This is a genomic window from Roseobacter sp. HKCCA0882, assembly GCF_037805225.1.
GTDB lineage: Bacteria > Pseudomonadota > Alphaproteobacteria > Rhodobacterales > Rhodobacteraceae > M30B80.
This window is the reverse complement of sequence record NZ_JBBLYI010000001.1, coordinates 1,289,459-1,310,606: the sequence shown is the minus strand read 5'-3', so window position 1 is coordinate 1,310,606 and position 21,148 is coordinate 1,289,459. Positions and strand designations below refer to the sequence as shown.

Here is a 21,148-nt window from a genome sequence, read left to right as displayed (position 1 = left end):
AGATGAATATTTTATTTGGAATTACTACCATTGAAAATGGAGGTGCAGAAAATTTTTTGGTTCCTTTTATTTGTAGTCTGGCGGATGATGGACACAAAGTAACGGTATATTATATTCAAGGTGAACCTACCCACCAAGCGAAACTCGAAGATGCGGGTGTTGAAATATGGCACCCGTCGGATTCAAGTCCTAAGACTAAAAATCCATTGAAGTTTATATCATCCTTAATTGGATTTCAAAAAAGAATACGGTTAAGACATTTTGATTTAAGCATAGCAAATTTACAGCCAATTGAATTAATTTTTTCTCTTTCGTCACTACGGTACAGGTCAAAACAAATAATTTCTGTTCGTCACAACGATGAGTTCTTTTTTGCTCGAAAATACTTGGGTTGGATTTATCGTTTAACCTTCAAAAAGTATATTGCAATTTCGTCACGTGTCAAAAATAGCCTAATTATGGACAAGATTGCTGTTGAAAACATTGACGTATGTTACTACGGTATACCACAACTAGACATCGAGTACTTTTCACAATCACAATCACAATCACAATCACAATCACAATTTCAATTCAATTATCACGTAGTTGTGGCTCGTCATGAACCGCAAAAGAATCTATTTTTTTTGCTACATGCTTTCAAAAATTACATCGAATGTTGTGAGCCATATATGGCAAAAATACTTGTGTTTTTGGGCACTGGTTCCGAAACCTTAGACTTGATGAACGAAGTGTCGCGTATAGGACTTGGGGGGTACGTTCTATTTGCCGGTAAAATTCAAGATCCACTTCCGATCATCGCGTCAGCGGACAGCTTGGTTTTAAGTTCCCATTATGAGGGACTAGGGTTAGTTTTATTGGAAGCGCAGAGTGTTAAAACGCCCGTTATTGCTCCCGATATTGCCCCATGCAATGAGGTTGTTTGCGCTAATAGTGGGATACTCTACGCTCCTGGAGAAAAAAATAGTTTATCCGCTGCTTTGGGTGAAGTTTATAAGATAGACAGAAATAATGTGGCGCTCTCTTCCGAATTTATGATTGATAAATCATACGACATTTGGAGGAAAGCCTTGTGTTTGTAATGATAAGTCAAGATGCGAATGCATTCTTACGGTTTAGAGCGAATTTCGTTGGCTATCTCACGAATAATGGTGTCCTTGTTAAAAGCTATGTAATTCTCCCAAGCAAAAGTAAATCTGTAAAATCAATATTTTCATTTGATTTTTTCAAAATACTTTTTGCCTGGAATGGAAATCAAAAAATTTATGTTGTATATGGATCTCTTCCAATTTTATTTTTTTTGATATTTCAGCCCTTTTCAAGAAAGATTATTATATTCACTGGCTTGGGTAGTATATTCAATAATAATTTGAAAATTATATCCTTTCCATTGATAAATTTTCTGTTATTAATAAATATAAGATATATTAAGAAAGTCGTTTTTCTAAATGAAAGTGATAGAGATATTTTTTTTAAAAATGTTCATCAAATAAAAAAGTTTTTGGTTAATGTACTGCCTGGTGAAGGGGTGGATTTTGACAAGTATCGCTTATGTGACCCTGATCAACGTAAAGATGTATTGCCTAGTTTAGGGTTTGTATCAAGGCTTACTTATGAAAAAGGTTTTTCTGATTTTAAAAATCTTGTACGGGATTTAGTGTTAATAAAAAGAAATTTTCCGTATAGACAGCTGTTCCTAATGGGGAGTAACTCCGGTTTGAACCCAAGCCGAATTGGCGCAGTAGAGTTGCAAGATTTTATTTCAGAAAATGGAATTACTCATATTGAAAATTACGATCAGGCAGACGCAATCGTTTTAATGTCAAAGATAGACATCATTTGCTTACTTAGTAAGCATGAAGGTGTTCCATTTGTTTTACTAGAGGCATTGCGCACCGCTTCGATCATCATTCTTAGCGATATTCACGCTCACCGCGCCGTTTTCAGAGATGCTTGCATGGCGAGACTCGGCATTGTATGGGCAGCTGACGGAGAGAGTTTAAGTCGATGTTATGTGCAAGCTTGGCGCATGCATCAATCTTCTGATGTACAGTCGTTACTGGCTTCGCGTTCAGCGGTTTTAAACAAGTTGTCGGCCGGCTCGGTTTGGCCGCAGTGGCGGACAAACATATTTTCTTAAATATATGAAAAAAAAACTTCTTATCATCACCCCATCATTTGGTGAGGATGCAGGCGGCCCTGGCAAAATATTTAAGGTACTTTTACGGGGCCTTGATCTACAATCCTTGGATTCAGTACATGCTATAAGAGTAGCTCCTCCATCCCATTCTCAAAATTATAGGCTTCTGTACCACGAACAAGAAGTCGCTTTCCATGTTGCTCCCACTAATAAGTTCCTTAGGATTTTATATTTTGCATGGATTTTTGCATCAGTTTGCAATCGTAACACTGTTATTATTTCCCTAGGTGACTGGATTTGGTCCTCAATTTCTTTTTGCTTTCCATGCAAACGGCGCATATTTCGTCTGGCTGGCGACCCAATCTGGGAACGTACTGTCATGCAGTCTAAAACAGCTGTCGCTCCACCAGATTTTTATGATTTTTACTCGAAAAATTTTGGATATAAATTAATTTATGTAATCCGAAGGCTTCTGGTAAGAAAGTTTGATAATTATATCTGCGGTAGCCTTAAAGCCAAAGAAACTCTAAATTTCTGGGGTGTTGCAGCTGAAAAAATAAAGATTATCCCTAATCCAATAATGGCTCCTGAAACAAGGAATGCATTTGAGGCTCGTCGTAGAAATGTTCTTTTAGCCTCAAGATTAATCCCAATTAAAAATATTTCTAGAACTTCTGATATATTGAAATTAATTGGTGTCAATTGTGATATTTATGGATCAGGGCCACAACTTCAGGAGTTAAAAAAATCTTTTGGAGATAATTGTAAGTTTTTAGGACATCAACCAATTGAAAAACTGTTGTCTGAGCTTGATCATTATAAGTTTTTCATTTCACTTTCGGTGTCTGAGGAGTCGCCTAACGCTCTGTTAGATGCGATGTCGCGTGGCGTTGTTCCGATCGTAAGCAAGATACCTGCCCACCTTGAAATCGTATCGAATATTTCAAATTCTTTAGCTGTTGATTTGTCGTTGAGTGATGAAAAAATTGCAAGTCATATCGGCAGTTTGTTGAGTCTGTCGAAACAGGAGTGGGAAATTCTATCAGCTTCGTGTGTCGCCTACGTGAACCATAATCACGACCCAGACAAATTTTTAAATAACATTCGTGAAGATATTTTGGATTGTAACGATGGGCAATAATTTTTTCTTTGGCCTTGGCTCCGAAGCCCTCTCTATGAAAAATAAAACGTATCATGATAGAATGCAACGTTATGCCGAAAAAATCGATGATCTCAACATTGTTTCTGTCAGCCGTAGCTCCAAATTTTTCGATGTCAAAAGTTTTAAAACCGGAAAAGTTTCTTTTCATATTATTCAATCAAAATTTCCAGTTTTATCCGTTTTTTATGGCATTATTTTAATCCTACGGCTTGGAGCTTTTCGAGCGACCATTTATTTTCAGGATAGTCTAAAGTTCTGTTTGATTTTAGTATTTTTTCGAGCCTTTTTGAGGGCAAGGTGTATTGCAGGTGTTCATTATGAAGTTTCTAGAGAATACTCTGTAAGAATTTTCCTTTTGAGATTATTTGCAGATAAGATAAGAGTACTTACTTTTTCACAAAAGAAAGTATTTATAAAGCGTGGTTTGAATGAAGATCAAATCTCTGTTGTTGCGACACCTGTGATGTTGTTAGATTATTTAAAACAGAACTCTGATGTGTCAACTTATGATCGAGATTTGGAAAAGTCTGTTGCGCCCATTAAACTTATTTATGTCGGGAGATTGGCGCACACAAAGAGAATTGGAGAGTTGTTAGATTTTATCAGGAAATATATAGATGTACATCTAACATTGGTTGCGCCCATTTCCTCTCGGGAAGTTGGTTTTGATGTTTCCAGAATGGCTAGGGCCGTGGATAAAATAGACAATGTGGTCTGGTATGATAATGGTCTTTGGGGGGATGAGTTAATTCATATGCTTGCTGCATCGGATGGATTAATATCTTTTTCAAGTGAAGAGGGCTTTGGAAAGGTGTATGTGGAGGCGCTGGCCCTTGGTATTCCCGTTATCACACGGGCAAATGCTGGGGCGGCATCAATTGCCACTGTAGCAAAGGGAATGTTTTTGTTTCATGAGGTGAATGAACTGGTGTTGTTCTTTTCGAATTTAAAGTTCAATCTTGGTTTAGAAAAGACCGAGGCAGAAAAAAATAAGTATAATATAAGGGAGTATTTTGACCCAGATTTTAATATTAATTTATTTTGTGATTTATTCTCGTGAAGTCAATATACATTATAATTGGCGGTCAGAGATGTGGGACTTCAACTTTCCATCGTATGCTTTCTTCATTTCCGGAACTTTCAGTTGCTCCAAAAGAAACCGAGATATCAAGTCAGTGCCTAAATCTTGGTTACACACACTTTGTGTATGCCACCTTAGTGTATAAATTTGGTAAGCTTTCCGAAATGGTTGATTGTGCGAAATCGTGTGGATATCAAGTTCATCTTGCTATGATTGTCCGGCATCCAGTTGAACGGGCAATTAGTGAACTCGGAAACCACCGCATGGCGGGACGCAGGCGATATTATTTTGACACTTCGGAGAATCTTGAAACGATTTGCAAGGTTATTGCAAAAAACTCTTCATATAAAACCTATATTGAGGAAATTAGACAAAAATGGTCTGGTGACAAAAGCGTTTCATTTTCCATCCTCCGTTTTAACGCTATTTATCCAACTCCATCCGAGCATGTTTTGAGGTTTCTTGAATATAAATTTGGTTGTACTTCAGCTGCCCACTTGGAGGCGTTATCGTTCCAGGAAAATTCCACTCGAATACCCAAACTTCTTTTACTTGATAAACTTGTGCATGGGACTGGAATATTGCTTCAAAATTTAGGGCTTTATTCAGTTTATAACGCTCTGTTGCGACTGAATATTCATCAAGCAATTAAGAGGCTCAATTCAAAAAAATCTCACGCGGTTTCTTTGGAGGAGACCCAAAAAATAGATGAACTCCTCAAAGTGATCTTAAGAGATGAAATAAATTATTATGAAACCCTCTAAACAATTGGTTATTATTGGACAGCAGTATTGTCCGTTAAGCACGTTGCGTGGCAACTTTTGTTACATCGTCCGTGAGTTTTCGCGATTGCGTCCAACCACCTGCCTAGTTCTGACGGCAGATGGCGTCGACCTTGAGAACATTTTTTCTTTTGGTGCGAGTAGCAAAATTTTTACTCTCATAAATTTTTATCGTATTTTTATAAACATTTTTTGGAGCCATAAAGGAAATGTGGATGTTTTGGTTCATCAAGGGGGAGTTTATCCGCTGTTGTTGGCTCCTTTCAGGCTTTTGGGGCTAAGGGTGTTTCAATGGAAAGCACACCCCGTCAGGGATTTGGTGTGGTGGTTGTTCCAGTTTGGCCTTATTAATAAGGTATTCACAGTTTCAAAATCAAGTTTTCCATCTGGCCTTAGAGAGCCAATTTATATAAGCCATGGAGTGGCTTTTCCTGTTGTTGATACAACTTGTGGGAAGAGTGGTTTTGACGGCCGTATTGACTTTTGTGTGGCTGGTAGGGTGGCGCCTTCCAAACGTGTGACTGAATGTATAGATTTTGTTAAATCTGTTGCCGAAGCATTACCTAGCTTCGAAGTGACTTTACACATTGTAGGGTTTACCAATTCGGATGGCTACGAGCTTGATGTGAAAAAGCGCGCACTGAGTGCCGCCGAGTCTACAAAAAATTTGTCTGTATGTTGCTTAAACGCCGTACAAAGATTTCAGTTATTTCAGATATACTTAGATTGCCAATTCGCTTTGAATTTTTCATCCACAGCGCTTGACAAATTTGTGATTGAAGCAGCAGGCTCCGGTGTGGTGGTTCTATCTTCAAACATAAACTTTTTAGAAGCTTTCGATGATGTAGAGCAGCTCGGTTTATACTCTGAATCTTATAATAAGCTTGTAGCCTCCGTCGTTAGATTAGCTACTGACGATAAAGAATTTCTCAAAATTGCAGGAAAGCTGAAGGATCAAGCTCATCATAAATTTGCGTTACACAATTGGGTATGGCGCTTAAATTCAATTATGAACAGAGGATAAAATGGATATTGTTGTCACGGGCTGTTATGGCTTTATTGGTTCACATTTGGTTCGTGAGTTCAATAAAATTTCTGAATATAATGTTATTGGAATTGATAATAATATAAGAGGCGGGAAAGCTTCACTTGCTCTATTGAGCGATATCGAGCAAGCGAATTTTATAGAGGGTGACTTATCCGATGCCAATTTTGTGTCATCATTAGCTAATTATATAAATCTGAATAATTGTATCATATTTCACTGTGCAGCTTTCAACGGAACAGGAAACTTTTATGAATCGCCTTTTGAAGTGCTCAAACACTCGACACTGCCAACGGTACAGCTGTTAGATTTTCTTGGCAAAAATAAATATGGGGGAAAATTTGTATATTTTAGCTCTTCAGAGGTATACTCGTGGGGGGTAAGTTGTGGCTTCACTTCTGTGCCAACGCCTGAGACAGCAGACATCGTTATTGGACCACCGGAAGTTTACCGATGGAGCTATGGATCGTCTAAAGCGCACGGAGAATACGCATGCTTCGCAGCTCATAAAACTTTTGATATTGATGCTTACGTAGTAAGAATCCATAATATTTATGGCCCACGCATGGGTTTCAACCATTTTATTCCTGATTTTATAGATCGTGCGCTTGGCGGTGATTACACTCTTCCTGGAGCTGATGAGGCTCGTTCGTTTTTGTTTGTAAAAGACCTTACATTTATTATAAAAGAGCTATTTTTAATTAAATGCCCTAAGTCCCGGATTATTAATATTGGTTCAGATGTGGAAACAAAAATTTATGATGTTGCTACTGCGATAATGCAAAAGTTAAATCTCGACCCCTCGCTAATTCAGTGTAAAAAGTCTATACCTGGGTCTGTTAAGCGGAGATGTCCAGATATTTCGCGACTTAAAAGTGAACTTGATCGAGACATACAGTTCACCAATTTGGATTGTGGTTTAAACGCAATGGTGAACCATTACCAAAATCAAGTCAATTTGCAAGTTGAACGAGAGTTTAGATGAGAGTTTATGTTGTTGGGATTGGCTATGTTGGTCTGACTTTGTTACTTCATCTACATCGCTCAGGATGCGATGTATTTGGTATCGAGCGTGATGAAGAAAGATGCGAGCGATTAAATCTTGGAATTTCTGATGTTGTGGAGCCAGAGCTCTCTAACATTCTTAAAAACTATATTAACAGTGGCAAACAAATTTACTTGCCGGAAAATTTACTTGAAAATGAGTTTTTGTTTGATGAGCAGGATATTGTAGTTATTACCCTTGGCACAGCCCTAGTGGAGGGCTCTGCCCAATCGGCTTCGGATTCAATTTTAAAAACTGTTGCTTACTATGTAGAACGTGGAGCGAAAAGATTTTGGCTTCGTAGCACAGTATCGGTTGGATTATGCGACTTTCTAGATCAATCTTACGGTGGAAGAGTCAGGTTTGCCTTTGCTCCTGAGCGAACAATTGAAGGCGCTGCACTACACGAATTAAACACGCTCCCGCAAATTTTTGCGACCCCTTATCCTAGTGAATTTGTGGACGCAGAAAAAGTGTTTGTAGGTGTTAAAATTCTCAAATGCTCGTCGTTTAAAGAGGGGGAGGTGACAAAGCTGGTCTCGAACCTGTATCGAGATTACACGTTTAATTTTGCGAATTTGGTGTCTCTAGTGTGTGACAATCTGGGAGTTGATTTTAGTACAGTAAATCGATTGGCAAGTTTTGATTATCCACGCTTTCCTCAGATGGTGTTTGGTCCTGTTTCGGGCCCTTGTTTATCGAAAGATGCTTTCATATTAGACCAGTCTCTTTCGGGAGATGCAGTGGACACCAATTATCGTCGAACGATTAGTGATGCTGTTCTAGTTGGACGAAATATCAATGCTCTATTCGTTAAGAAAATAGTAGATACAATATTAGATTTGTACGAAACTGGCGACGAAATAATTTTAATCGGTTTATCATTTAAAAGCTTCCCAAATACTTCAGATACCCGTAACTCCCATGCTTTTGAAATTTTTGGTTTTTTGACCGAGCACAACATCAAGGTTACCTATTATGACGAGATGGTAAATACGTTTGATATTCCTCGCAGAAAGTCTTTAAGAGATATTGCAGCTAATAGCATTTTGGTGCATTGCATAGTTCCCCCATGGCTTTCCGAAATTCTCGGAGACAGCAGCTTTCAAGAAAATTTTAGGGGGGTAAAAGCAAATATTTGGTGCTATCCACCCCCAGATGAAACGTCATTTGGTAACGATGTATTCGTGTGGAGCTAAACATTTGTTTACTAGAAGACAAATCCAAAAGGTGTGCGTTATTGGCGGAGACCCTAGGCAAAAAAATGGTTGGTCAACTATGACCACAGGGGTTCTTGAAGGACTAGATGACCTAGGTCTCGAACATTTTACAGTGGTATCTGGAAAACAGAGTGGAGGCCTAATTGCCGACGAAATGTTTGGCGGGACTAGATTTTGGCTTGCGGTTATAATCGATACTGTAAAGATTTTAAAAAAATGTATTTTAAATAAAGTTTCTTATATAATAGTTATACCTGAGTACCACCTCCTTTCTGCATTTTTTGTCTCTCAAATTATTGGAAGTAAGGTAATAATCTATGGAGCAGGTACCTATTCCTTAAAAGCTTTTAAAAAGAGTTCTTTGCTTTTTAAATTAGCACGGAGACGGGTACTCTGGCGAGTCATGTCAGAATATACAAAAAAACGTATTTCTAAATACGATAATTCTGTGAACCTAACGGTTGTTGGTGCAGGAGTTGGAAAGAAAATTTATCAAGAAGTGCAAAAAATTAAAAATCCCAAAAAGGCTTTTGATTTAATATTTGTAGGAAACCTAAAGCCCAGAAAAGGTTTTAAAACTCTATCGTCTGCGCTTGACTTATTCGTCGGTAAGCACCCAGATGTCAATTTAAATATTATTATGCCAGGTGGATACACAGAAGGTCAAACTTCGAGTATACGTGAAATTTTGCCCACCGTTAATTTTTATTTTCCAGGTGTCGTTAGTGATTGTGATTTAATCAAGCTATATGGGACTGCAAAAGTTAATATATTATTATCTCATGATATCGATGATCACTTCGAAGGGTACGGCTTGGTGCACCGGGAAGCTATGATGAGTGGAACATACACGATAGGTAGTTTGGAAAGTGGAAACACAGACGCTATATTGCCGGAATATGGATTGTCTGTTGATCCAAACGATGTCCACGGCCTCGTGACGATACTAGAAGAAATTTTCGATAACCCTCCGACGGTGCCAATTGGGTCGGGTTTTGTGCAGTGGAAAAACGTTGTTGCTGACATGATGGTAGAAGGTGCAGATGCAGGTAATTAAAAAGTTATTGAGGGGTATTATTTGGGATTGGAAAAGAATCTTTTATGATCCTGAATTTGATTTTTCTGCACGGCCAAATATTGACTACTGGCATGATAGAGGGTGTTTGCGTGGATCAAAATTGAATTCATTTCAATTGGAGAGAATGCTGTTATTTCAATCGTATTTTCACAATGAAGACTCAATCTTTGATGTAGGCAGTGGGACGGGTGAAACTTTAGTTTGGCTGTCGAAACGTGGTTATGATGTTACAGCTTCGGATTTCAACTCAAGTTTACAACACTATTACGAAGATATTGGTATAAATTATATAAATTTAGATGCCTCTAGACTGTCGGATTATTTTCAAGGACGCGAGAGGCCCGATTATATAACTTTTTTTGAAGTTTTAGAGCACATTGAAGTGCCAGAGAACAATATTTTAGATGCAATAAAAATTGCAAAAAAAGGTGTAATATTCAGCATACCAAATTCAACACACTACAGCTATATCTTACGGATGTTAATAAGAGGACGTTTCCTCTGTCAATGGCGAGTTCATCCCCGTGAACACGTTCGCTTCTGGGGTGTTAACGATGTTAAGCCATGGCTTGAGGAGTTGCTAAGTGGGCGACAGTTTGAGTTAAATGTATTGCCATATCAACGCAGTTTTATTTTGGGACACTTTGTGCCGCACCTTTTTGCGCGTGGAATATTTGTCGTGATAAAAAAACCGGAGTAATCGTAATTTGAAAATTCGAGTAATTGCACTTCATGATTTGGTATATAGCGACCGACAGCTCGAGAACTTTTTTGATTTTTTAAACAGTTACTTTCATTTGGTAAATTTAAAAGATTTTAAATCTGGTTATTTTAAGCCTTGTATTCTTTTAACTGCTGATGATGGATATGACGATTGGAAAAAGTTTATTCCGATAGTTGAAAAATATAATTTTTCGTTAATGTTAGGTGTTTGCACGTCGTTTATAGACCCATTAATCAGTTATTCAAAAAAAACAGCGATATTGACTGAAAATCTCCACCGGAGCAAGCGCGGTGTTATTCCAATTTCGGTTGGTACGTTTCAAGAGTTATCATCTCATAAAAATGTGATCATTGCCGACCATTCCTATGACCATATTGATTTTGGATCTTCAGACGTTTCTGTCCTAGAGGCGCAAATTCAAAAATCTCAAGATGTTTTTAATGTATACAATATTAATGTTAACGATTTTATATTCCCGTTTGGGCAGCGACATAACGTACCACATTACCATGATATAGAAAATATATTAAAGGAATATGGATATACTCGTGGGTGGGGATTCTATCGACGGTTTCCGCCGCGACGTTTTTTATTGCCAAGAACAGGTATAGATCCATCCATGCCAAAAATCGAAATTATCGCAAGAATTTCTAGGGCACGCGCTATTTCTGTTGATTGGATGCACGAATGAAAATAGCGAAAATTTCTCTTTTGATAAAAGACGCTATTCTAGCTTTGTCCGGAATATTTTTCTCCACTATCGTTGCTAAAGGTCTCGATAACAGAGAAGCTGCCGCTGTGTTTCTGACTTTGGCTTCGTTTAATTTTTCGAAGTCCTTTTTGAAGTCTAGAGTAGTTGAGTTTTGGCTTATTAAAGGTTCTGACAAGGTCCTTACGCCTAATCAATTTTACTTTGGTTTAAGTTATGAGACTTTTTCACGATTTATTGCATTAGGTATATTTCATTTCAGTTCCATGGCTGTTGGTTCGGATTATCTTAGCTCTCTAATCTATTGGTTGATCGCTTTTTCAATGTTAATTGATATTCCATTTATAATTGTTCGTTACTCTTTAAGAGCCAAAGAAGACTATACGTTTTTATCTATTGTTAGTCTAATTCCAGGTCTATCCATGATTGTTGGATCGGCTGGTGTGCTTTTCTTCGATTTTAGATATTTTTTGGTTGTTCTATGTGTGTTGTTAGTTCCGTCAGTTATTAACTTTTCAATATCGGCATTTTACTTGTACTATAATTTTGTATTTCCAAAGTTCACAGCGTCGTCTGGCAAAGACTTGGCTGGAATTTTTTTATCAGAAAAGGACTATTTCGTTTGGGGGTCAGTCCGTTCACTTATAGCAGAGCCTTTGAAAAGTGGTTTTTTGCTTATTGCTGGCGTTTTTAGTTCAAGCTCGGAGGTAGTTATCCTCCGGTTTGCTGTTCACGCTGCTTCGATTGGTCAGCGCGCACTTTCGGCACTTCGGCCCTATATATTTAATCGTGTCTTAACTGTGCAACACTCTGGCGCTGTTGTTTTTGAGTGGCGGCTTCTTTTTGTAAGTTTATTGCTATCGGCTCTAGTCTTTTTGCTGTACGTCATTCACTTCTCGACTGCTTTACTTGATGACGCCAATATGGTGGTGGTTTTGGGGCTAGTATACTGTGGCTGTATTGCTATTTCGAATGCAACAAACAAGGTGGCAATGGCTTCATTGATTGAGGGACGGTCAAAGCGCTACGTGATCCTTATGATTGCACCAGTGGTTCTTTTTGGCTCATTGCTAGGTATAGCTGTTTTGTCTTCCACTCACGTCATACTCGCATACTTTGCTTTTTTTTCACTTTATCTCTCTTCGAGCTTAGTGCAAATTCTAACACGTAGGGAGAATTTTTTTTGGTAATATCATTATTAATATACTCGTTTTTTGCATTATATGCAATTTATCCAATTTTATATCTTTTTGTAAACGGCGGCATTAGTTTGGGTGACGAATATTTTTTTCAAATTTTGGCCCTAGCCTTAATTTGTGTTTTCTCTTTTAATCTGATCATTAAAAAGTATTATCGAGTTGCCCTTTTTAAAGAGAAATTTATAGTCGATAAGCCAAGTTTGATTCAGCCAATAATTATTCTTCTTTGTTTTAGTGCGATATTATTTTTTAAAGAATTAGTTCATCCAAATATGCATCAAAGATTTTTTATGTACAGTGCGTACGGTGGATTGCTATATTTTTTTGTAAGTACATATATTAGAGGGCGGAACCTTTCCTTTTGGTTTATTTCTTTGCTTGTGCTTGTAGCATTTTGGGGGACTACAGTACGCATTCTTTGGCCTGTTGTTTTCCTTCTTGTTATGTGGTCTTTTGAATACGATCGTCGTAATTTTCTTAAAAATAATGTTATTGGGTCAGCTTGGTCCAATTATTTTTATAAATTGCCATTGGTTTTGTTGTTGCTGGTGTCAGTTTTTTTATTAACCGTATGGTTTAAGCGCCCAGCAACCTTCGAGCACGAAGACTGGATTGCTTTGGTTGTTGCTGATGCATCAAATGTAGAATCTATTGAACATTTTGCTTCTGCACTAGAATCTGATTATGAATTTTATGGTCAGGGTTTTTTTGCCGCTTTAATTGTACCGTATATGTTTGACCCTCACACATATCGTGGAACGGGTAAGCTTACCCTCATTGCCGCGGGTGAAGATCTGTCGAGTAATTTGAATAGGTCACTAAGCTCACCATTACCATTTGAGTTGTATTTAAACTTTCGTGGTGCTTCGATATTGGTTTTGGTTGTAATTTTACTCTTGCTATATCTTTTTCTGTTTTCTCGTACGAATTCCTTAGAGCTTACGTTGTTTAAGTTGATAACAACTTTGTGTTTCGTGTTGTTTTGGGCCAGGGGAGACACCGTTTTTGCCTTTGTTCCTAGTGTTGGACTGATGCTTGGTGGGTACTTAGCTTCGTTATGCAGTCGGCGGATTTATCCCCCTAACTTTAATGGGAGCGCTGAGGGTAACAGCATAGGTGCATGACAGTCTCTTAACGAAATATTGTGTACTCTTAATTTATTTGGTGATGTTTTGGTGTCGAAATTAAAGGATGTTTTACTAGCTACGGACGTGTTTCCGGAGTATTCCGTACCTAGCGTGTGCGGTGTGTCGGTAATCAAAGTACCAGCCCGTTCAAAATCAAAATTAGCGGGAAAGTGCGTCGCTTGTGTTGCACATCACAAGGGAAATGCTGTTAAGGGGTTTATAGTTGATGAAACAAATTTTTCACATTGGCAAGAATTGCAAAACCCGCTTGTAACCTTAGAAATGCTTCCAAACATTTGCGATCATATTGCTTCTCCTGATATTATTTATTTGGAAGAAATGGATCTTTTTGTTCTTAGTGTGCATGGAAAATTAAGATTTTCAGATGATAGAGCCAGGTATGGAAAGCAAGGCACTGTGCTATTAACGAGCACAAATGGTATCGATTTTAGAAATTCCTCTGATGTTTTTGCTAACGCATACTCTCGCATTCATATTCGGACAGATAAAGCGGTGTTTCTTTTTGAAAAGTTTGGAGCGCACCATGTGAAAGTTGGGAAGCTTACTAACTTTCCTAGTTCTCAAAGCATGTCTCATTTGGCTTACTTGACAATCAATAATATTCGACATTTTTCCGTATTTGACGAAGGAACAAATTTTAAAATATTTTATACGCGTATTTTTGACTATCCAGAATCTATTATGGTTAATGAGTATAGTTGGAATGATTTCAGTTTGTGTAGTAGTCATAGATTAAAAATGCCGTTTCCAAATGATCTTAATCTATTATCATCGTTCAAATCATGGCCTGGAATGCCATTGTCTCCTTATTATGGTTGCCGGGATCCATTTCTATTTGAATCAGATGAAAAAAAATACCTCATTTTCTCTCGGAATGGTGAACATGCTATTAGCGTTTTTGACCTTGCGTATGGGACTTTTATACCCGTGAAAAATGATAGATTTAAGGTTTGGCGCATACAATATATGTTTGGAAAATTCGTTCGTTATCTATATTGGAAGTTCCTGAAATTGAAAGAGGTTTTATGATGAAGAAAGATAAAAGAGATTTATGGTGTATTGTTGGCACTGGTCGGAATGGAAGCTCCCTTTTAAGCGGCACACTCCATGGATTGGGCAAGGATTTTGGTCATAACTTTAAAAGTGAATGGGACAAATCTTCAGGAAATTTTGAGCACCCGATGTTGCATCAAGCGTTTTCTTTCCTCTTCCGCGCCGATAGCCTCAGAAAAATACCTTTTTGTAATAAATTGGCAAATTATTATTATCGTAAAGTAGATAGATGTATGACTTCCGTAGCGGCTAGTGCCTCCTTTTTGAAGTCGTCTAAACTATTATATTTGGTACCATATATTCCTCGTAATAAGTATAATGTTAAACTGATTATACTTATAAGGAAATTTGATGATTATTGCCTTAGCAGGCATGCTAGGTTCAATGCTCCTTTTGATGAAATCAAGGATAAATATATTCGTGACATGAAACAACTTTCAATGTTGGCATCCGTCCATGAGCATATTGTTGTAGATTTTGACGATCTGCTTAATGATACCGCAGTAGGTGTTTTGGATGAAATTGCACATTTTGTTGGTATTGAACCGCATAAACTGCATTTGAGTTCTGCAACAGTTAAAAAACCTGACGGGCGTGCAAAGATTGTATCCTCCTATTTTCCACTTTCGATTGAGGCTGACCAAGAATTTATGCGTTTAAAGCGCTTATAACGGGAGTTTGTCTGGTGAAATTTTCGGATTATATGTTGCTATATCGTTTGTGTCGGGAGCGTAAATCTCTTGGGCGCGCTCTTCATTTATTGTTCCTGCGTAGTCGTGCGCTATCACTTTCAGGCTCTGGGATTGATTTTGGTGCAAAAAATGCGAGCGCTAGCTATTATCGCTTTATTAAGCTGGATAATCGCCTGATGAGTTATACCGATTTGCATGGGGATGGTGTAAATGTTGTACAATTAGATTTTGAAAAAGATTTCGACTTTGGGCAAAAATTTGATTTTGCGCTCGTAATGAACACTTTAGAACATGTGTATAATCATGCTACGTTCACCCAAAGTATCTGTGCATCATTGGTTCCCGGAGGACGCTTGGAAGGGTTCGTGCCATTTCTGCATTATTATCATGCTGATCCAGATGATTATTTTAGATACACTCACAGTTGCTTGAAGAGGATACTAAGTGAGGCTGGGTTTGACGATATCGAGATTACCCCAATTTGCGTCGGAGGTTTGTCGGTGAGTGCTGCAATTTTGTCGCGTATACTTAAATTTCCAGCGTTAATATATTGTTGTTGGGTCTTGGCATTATTTGGGGACGCTATATTGAGTAAGTTGTGGCGCTATAACACAAATATTTATTGGGGATTGGCATTTTCAGGTTCCAAAATTCGCTAGAGGGCGTAATTTGTGTGTGCTCGTATGATCTTTCAGCCTTGAAGAATGCGAGCGCCGTGACCGCAAGGGTCTCTATAAATTGGCGCGCGAGGGCAAAATCAAGGAATTCACGGGGATTTCTGATCCTTACGAGGCCCCAACCGCTGCAGAATTGGTGGTCGATACCGAAGGCACGGAGGTGGATTACTGCGCGCAGCAGGTGCTGTTGAAACTCCAAAGCATGGGGCTGATTGCAGCCTGATTTTACTGCGATTGCGGTTCGCTGACATCAGGGGTTTCGGGGGTAGAGTAAAATTGGAGAGAAAATGGATATTAAATTTTTTGGACATAATTGTTTTTTACTTGCTGGAACCAAATATAAAGTGTTACTCGATCCATGGTTTTCGGATTTAGGTGCTTTTTTTGGGAGTTGGTATCAATGGCCGCTAACCACCATTTGGAGCAAAATTTATTAAAAGAACTGGAAAGTTCTCCAACGAATATTTTGTACATTTCGCATGAGCACCAGGACCACTTTGACAAAAAAACTCTTAAAAAAATTTCAAAATATATCGATCACTGTATAATTCCTCAATATGAAGATAAATTTTTATTTAATGAGCTTTCGACGTTAGGTTTAGAAGTAGTCGAGCTGGAGGATCAAGTTAAATTCTATTTAAATGATAATGATTATGTTGAATTGCTTATAGTTGACCGAGGCGCAACCCATGATAGTGCCGCTGTACTGAATATTGATAATTCGGTTTTTGTTAATCAAAATGACTGTAAAATCTTCGATCGCCTGAATTACTTTCGTGATGTTGATGTTGACTTCTATTCTGTTCAGTTTAGTGGTGCTAATTGGCATCCTGTTTGTTATGAAATATCTGAAGAATGTAAGGCGGAAATTTCAAGGAAAAAAATAAATGCAAAGTTAACAGCATTACGCAGGGCAATCGAGACGATTAAACCAAAGTATTATATTCCGTCGGCAGGTCCAGCGATTTTTCCCTTTTTAGATCCGAATTTATCTCTAGGTGAAGATAATATTTTCATACATCAGTCAAAACTAAAGGAATTATTTCTGGGCGTAGATGTGGAAATGATATACCTAACGCCCGGGAGCAATGTTCAGTTCCCAAACACGACAAAGCCCATAAACCCACCAACTCGTGAAGAAATTAAGCTTATAAAAGAGCGTTTGCATTGTGAATTTGATGAAGTGTTGGGTTCAAATTTTGATGAGAATAGGCTGATAGGTGAAGTAAATAAACGACTTGAAAAAGTATCAGATCTTAAATTTGAAAAATGTCCAATTATTTTATTTGATTGGGGCAATAATGGTCTGGAGATTAATTTAAACAATGGAACTACTAAAACTATTGATTTAACAAAATATTTACTTCCTGAAGAGTATATGAAGATATCTGCTTCTGAGGCTTACTTCCATTTGATGAGTGACGCTCAGTATCGCTGGCAAGACGTATATTTGAGCTTGCGCGCATCGGTCCAGAGATCGCCGGACGTCTTTAATACCTTTGTAAATATTTTCATATCGTCAGACGTAACAAACATTCGTTCTGCTTTTAAAACTACAATAGATGTTAATGAGGAACGCATTGTCGTAGTGGATCCTCACAGTGGAAATAATTTTGAAATACAAAGATTTTGTCCGCATAACGGCGCTGATCTCAAAGATGCCAGTATTGATGAGTCTGGAAACTTGATTTGTCCTCGTCACTCATGGTTGTTTGATCTGAACCGAGGTGGACAGTGCGACAGGGCAGATGTTTCATTAAAAGCGAAACCTGTTGTCGACACAATTTCACTGTGCGAAAATATAAGCGTAAGACTACTTGAGTAGCCGCGCATTTTTGAATTCGCGCGCGTGGTTTGTGCGACGGTGTGCAGCTCTGGTCACTCTGTCGCAGTGCTATTGGGCTTCGAAGTTTGATTTCACGGCTTTTGGTCAATTTAGTGTTCTCGCCGGTTATCGCTTCGAAATGTTGGCAAAGCGTTGTTTTTGTTGGGTTGTTGGGATCTCCCTTACTTTGCATCAAAGTGAGTTGTCGTTTGAAAATTTAAAGTTACGGGTGTGAGGTAGTATGCTGTATCCATTTATTCTTTGTGGAGGAGCAGGCACTAGGCTTTGGCCGACAAGCCGCGAAGCTTTTCCAAAGCAGTTTGTAGAGCTGGCCGGACAGCAGAGTTTATTTACTCAATGCTTACAACTGGCCGGACAAGAGGAATTTCAAGCGCCCACTATACTCACTTCCACAGACTATCGATTTATAGTTGCTGAGCAAGCTCGCTTAGTGGGTATCAAGCTAAACGGTGTTATCTTAGAGCCTTGTAGACGCAACACTGCGCCATCAGTATTAGTTGCTGCTTTGAGTGTTGCACAATCTAACCCAGAAGGCGTAGTCTTAGTTCTGCCTTCAGATCTGGCGATACCTGATCCACAGCGCTTTATTAGTTCGGTGCATGCAGCTTTTGCGACTGCGCAGGGGGGCTCTATAGTGACATTTGGGATTCAGCCCACGAGGCCTGAAACTGGATATGGGTATTTGGAAGTTGGAACGAAAAAGATAGGTGAGTGTAGTGCTCTTCTCAGTTTTGTTGAGAAACCTGATGAAGTTACCGCTCAAGAGATGTTAAAGAACGGTAATTTTTTTTGGAATGCTGGAATTTTTATGTTTCGGGCTGATGTAATGATATCGGCGTTTGAAACTTATGCATCTTCTACATTAACTAAAGTTAAGCGTTCTCTTGCCAGTGCAACACATGATCTAGATTTTCTCCGATTAGACGAGCAGACTTGGCATCAGGTGCCGAGCATCTCTGTTGATTATGCGATTATGGAACGGGTAAAAAATTTGGCCGTGATGCCTTACAGCGGATATTGGTCCGACCTTGGCTCGTGGTTAGCAGTTTCCGAGAATTTGCAAAAAGATGCGGATGACAGAGGTAACATTGTCTCTGCAAACGCACTTTCTTTAGAGTGCGAATCAAGTTTTCTCTGGAGTGATGACAAGGCCGTGCAACTGGTTGGAATTGGCCTGAGTGATATGATCGCTGTAGCCACCAATGACGCAGTGTTGGTCGTATCTAAGGGAAATAGTCATAAGGTTGGACAAGCTGTTGCATCGTTGAAGGCGGCCAAGGTTAAACAGGCAGTAAATTCAACTAGAATTCACCGCCCTTGGGGGTGGTTTGATAGTTTGGTCACTGGCGAGGGCTTTCAGGTAAAACAAATTTGTGTGAACCCCGGGGGCGTTTTGTCACTGCAGTCCCATCAGTATCGAGCAGAGCATTGGATAGTGGTCAGTGGAACAGCGAAGGTTACCGTTGGGGACGATGTCAAGTCGGTTGCTAAAAACCAATCGGTTTATGTCCCATTGGGAACTGTCCATCGGCTCGAAAATCCTGGTGCCGATCCAATGCTTCTAATTGAAGTTCAGACGGGGACTTATTTTGGCGAAGATGATATAGTTAGGTATGCCGATGTTTACGCACGTGATGCGGAGAAGCTGGACGGCAGAGATTAGGTTGGAGCCCTGAAACTAAAAAGTTAACTGTCATACCTAGTGATGGGAGTATAAAGCGTTTGCCACATAATTCGCACCCTGAATTTAGCATAGAAGTGTTTTTCGGCTGAAGAGTACGAAAATTACTTTTCCAATTACAATTCTCAGGAGACCTGAACTGCCAAGGTGGATGCTGTAGAGTGCATCCCAGTAAGATGACTTACGTTTAGTAGCTGGATATAATGGGCGTGCAAATAAACTACGCCTAAACCGCGCTGAACATTTTATTGTGGAATGTCCTTTTCTTATTTTTATAAGATGATTACGTGTAAGCCATTTAGCTTAATTGGACAACAAGCACAGTGTTTCTGCGTAAAACTGCCGCCAGTGAGACGTTCATATTTGATAGAGCTGCTGGTTATGGTGTCCCAGTTAACAAGACAAAAGCTCAAGGTTACCTTGAAGCTTTTAAGAGGCCAGGTGCTGATTAGCTAGAAACACATTGGTATGCTGGGCATGTCTATATGTAAGTGATGGCGCCAATGATGAGCTTTTTGTGATAAAATCGGCGCGGTGTTACGTAACGATACAGAGTGTACGGTGTAGATGTTGAAGATTTTCAATCAATTCATTGCCAATTTGGGGGCTGGGCGGAAGGCATCGCTCGCCGAAGTTTTGTTGATTGGTTTGTCACTTTTTTGCTTGCCTCTTTTTGAGGCGCCAAAAAATGTATTTAGTATACTCTTTCTCATTGCTTGGCTGTTTTGCGCGGTGCGTTCAAGGTCGGTTGGCGGATCATCTCCATTCGGCTTGGTAATTTTTGGGCTAATGGCAGTACTATGGGTGTCCCCGATTTTTTCAGAATTTAAGGATTTGATAACGCCTTTGAATTCTGCACCTCGGTGGACATTGTTAGCCCTCTTTGTACTCCTAACTGCACGGCTTGATTACTCGCGGGATCAATTATTGTTCCTTTGGGCAGCTGCGTTACTTGGTGGCATAGTTGCAGTGTTTGAAAGCTTTTGGGCGTGGCACTTGAACGGCAAGCCATACCCAGAATTTCGGTCGGTCGGACATGTAAACCATTCGTCGATGTATTCTCTTGTGCTTCTTGCTGTGGGCATTGGTAGTTTGTATGTGGCCGTGAGGTGGCTAAATTTATTAGGCTTATTGGCGATTGTTGCCACCGTATCGTTCCTTCCGCCATCAAAGAGCTTAGTTGGCGGCGTAGCAATTGCAGCGATACTGTTGATAGCGTCCGTAAATCTTTCTATCGCTATGAATTGGTCTCGCCGCACTTTTCTGATGTCCTTACTAACAGCTATTTTGGCTATCTCTGCAGTACTTTTGCTGCCGCCGGCTGAAGGGTTTCGGTCTGAGTTGGTGGCTCGCGTTACGGGTGACAATCTATTTTCTGGCCGCGACAAGATTTTAAATTCTGCTTTGGCAGTGTGGGATCAACACCCAATTCTGGGCACCGGTTGGTTTAGCTTTGGAGCTGCAACTTCGGAGGCTAACGTGCGAGCAGTACTAGACGCCAATGGAATAAACTACGATGGAACTTTCTATTGGCATTTTCCTCATGGTCATAATCTATGGACGACCATTCTAATAGAGCGTGGACTAGTGGGGTTATTTTTAATAACTATTCTGCTTTTTCTCTATTTTAAAACGTTTATGCCGATCGCGTTCACTCACGAGAAAATTGATCCACTTGATCGCGGTGTCTCTAGCGCGGCTTTTTTGGTGGCAGTTGGTTTTACTGTAGCTGGGCTTGGCAACACAACCATGATGAATGAGCATGGACACGCGGGAATGGCTTTTATAGCGATTGCCTATGGATATCTGCGGGGCAACGGGCGCTTGTCTCAAATGAAGTCACCAATATTGTGAAATAATGGGATC

At 39.3% G+C, this 21,148-nt stretch carries 19 protein-coding genes and 1 pseudogene; all 20 read left to right on the top strand.

From position 1 onward, the window contains the following. Positions 1-2 precede the first annotated feature (2 nt). Entirely contained in the window at positions 3-1,082 is a 1,080-nt protein-coding gene (locus tag AAC622_RS06700) for a glycosyltransferase (RefSeq protein ID WP_340261014.1), read from the top strand. Beyond that, on the top strand, positions 1,082-2,140 hold the full coding sequence (locus AAC622_RS06695) for a glycosyltransferase (RefSeq protein WP_340261478.1): 1,059 nt from the start codon (positions 1,082-1,084) through the stop codon (positions 2,138-2,140). Before AAC622_RS06700 ends, AAC622_RS06695 begins: the two co-directional genes overlap by 1 nt. A gap of 379 nt (positions 2,141-2,519) precedes the next feature. Further along, a complete protein-coding gene (locus AAC622_RS06690) occupies positions 2,520-3,281 on the top strand; it encodes a glycosyltransferase (RefSeq protein WP_340261013.1) in 762 nt (253 codons plus the stop codon). Continuing rightward, the gene (locus tag AAC622_RS06685) at positions 3,271-4,362 is read left to right on the top strand and encodes a glycosyltransferase (protein WP_340261012.1); all 1,092 of its coding nucleotides are present in this window, start codon (positions 3,271-3,273) and stop codon (positions 4,360-4,362) included. The genes AAC622_RS06690 and AAC622_RS06685 overlap by 11 nt, the downstream gene beginning before the upstream one ends. After that, entirely contained in the window at positions 4,359-5,147 is a 789-nt protein-coding gene (locus AAC622_RS06680; protein WP_340261010.1) for a hypothetical protein, read from the top strand. The genes AAC622_RS06685 and AAC622_RS06680 overlap by 4 nt, the downstream gene beginning before the upstream one ends. Next, a complete protein-coding gene (locus AAC622_RS06675) occupies positions 5,134-6,189 on the top strand; it encodes a hypothetical protein (protein WP_340261008.1) in 1,056 nt (351 codons plus the stop codon). Before AAC622_RS06680 ends, AAC622_RS06675 begins: the two co-directional genes overlap by 14 nt. A gap of 1 nt (position 6,190) precedes the next feature. Beyond that, positions 6,191-7,195: an NAD-dependent epimerase/dehydratase family protein gene (locus tag AAC622_RS06670; RefSeq protein ID WP_340261006.1), complete on the top strand. Its 1,005-nt coding sequence runs from the start codon at positions 6,191-6,193 to the stop codon at positions 7,193-7,195. After that, positions 7,192-8,454 (top strand): hypothetical protein, encoded by a 1,263-nt coding sequence (locus AAC622_RS06665; RefSeq protein WP_340261004.1) that lies wholly within the window; start codon positions 7,192-7,194, stop codon positions 8,452-8,454. The genes AAC622_RS06670 and AAC622_RS06665 overlap by 4 nt, the downstream gene beginning before the upstream one ends. Before the next feature lie 79 nt (positions 8,455-8,533). Then, positions 8,534-9,532: a glycosyltransferase family 4 protein gene (locus tag AAC622_RS06660; RefSeq protein ID WP_340261003.1), complete on the top strand. Its 999-nt coding sequence runs from the start codon at positions 8,534-8,536 to the stop codon at positions 9,530-9,532. Continuing rightward, the gene (locus tag AAC622_RS06655) at positions 9,519-10,253 is read left to right on the top strand and encodes a class I SAM-dependent methyltransferase (RefSeq protein WP_340261001.1); all 735 of its coding nucleotides are present in this window, start codon (positions 9,519-9,521) and stop codon (positions 10,251-10,253) included. Before AAC622_RS06660 ends, AAC622_RS06655 begins: the two co-directional genes overlap by 14 nt. 7 nt (positions 10,254-10,260) lie before the next feature. Beyond that, on the top strand, positions 10,261-10,968 hold the full coding sequence (locus AAC622_RS06650) for a polysaccharide deacetylase family protein (RefSeq protein ID WP_340260999.1): 708 nt from the start codon (positions 10,261-10,263) through the stop codon (positions 10,966-10,968). After that, positions 10,965-12,176 carry a hypothetical protein gene (locus tag AAC622_RS06645; RefSeq protein WP_340260998.1) on the top strand — a complete coding sequence of 404 codons (1,212 nt, stop codon included), beginning with the start codon at positions 10,965-10,967 and terminating at the stop codon, positions 12,174-12,176. The genes AAC622_RS06650 and AAC622_RS06645 overlap by 4 nt, the downstream gene beginning before the upstream one ends. Next, on the top strand, positions 12,170-13,309 hold the full coding sequence (locus AAC622_RS06640) for a hypothetical protein (RefSeq protein WP_340260997.1): 1,140 nt from the start codon (positions 12,170-12,172) through the stop codon (positions 13,307-13,309). Before AAC622_RS06645 ends, AAC622_RS06640 begins: the two co-directional genes overlap by 7 nt. A 51-nt stretch (positions 13,310-13,360) precedes the next feature. Then, positions 13,361-14,362 (top strand): hypothetical protein, encoded by a 1,002-nt coding sequence (locus AAC622_RS06635; protein ID WP_340260996.1) that lies wholly within the window; start codon positions 13,361-13,363, stop codon positions 14,360-14,362. Continuing rightward, positions 14,362-15,057, top strand: coding sequence for a hypothetical protein (locus AAC622_RS06630; RefSeq protein ID WP_340260995.1), 696 nt, complete (start codon positions 14,362-14,364; stop codon positions 15,055-15,057). The genes AAC622_RS06635 and AAC622_RS06630 overlap by 1 nt, the downstream gene beginning before the upstream one ends. Before the next feature lie 14 nt (positions 15,058-15,071). Beyond that, positions 15,072-15,737: a hypothetical protein gene (locus tag AAC622_RS06625; protein ID WP_340260994.1), complete on the top strand. Its 666-nt coding sequence runs from the start codon at positions 15,072-15,074 to the stop codon at positions 15,735-15,737. Between the two features lie 34 nt (positions 15,738-15,771). After that, positions 15,772-15,978, top strand: a pseudogene (locus tag AAC622_RS06620) (adenylyl-sulfate kinase); the annotation flags it as partial. Positions 15,979-16,155: 177 nt separating this feature from the next. Further along, entirely contained in the window at positions 16,156-17,580 is a 1,425-nt protein-coding gene (locus AAC622_RS06615; RefSeq protein ID WP_340260993.1) for a Rieske (2Fe-2S) protein, read from the top strand. A gap of 241 nt (positions 17,581-17,821) precedes the next feature. Next, complete coding sequence (locus AAC622_RS06610; RefSeq protein WP_340260991.1) at positions 17,822-19,264, top strand: mannose-1-phosphate guanylyltransferase/mannose-6-phosphate isomerase; 1,443 nt, start codon at positions 17,822-17,824, stop codon at positions 19,262-19,264. A gap of 585 nt (positions 19,265-19,849) precedes the next feature. Beyond that, positions 19,850-21,136: an O-antigen ligase family protein gene (locus AAC622_RS06605; protein WP_340260990.1), complete on the top strand. Its 1,287-nt coding sequence runs from the start codon at positions 19,850-19,852 to the stop codon at positions 21,134-21,136. Positions 21,137-21,148 lie beyond the last annotated feature (12 nt).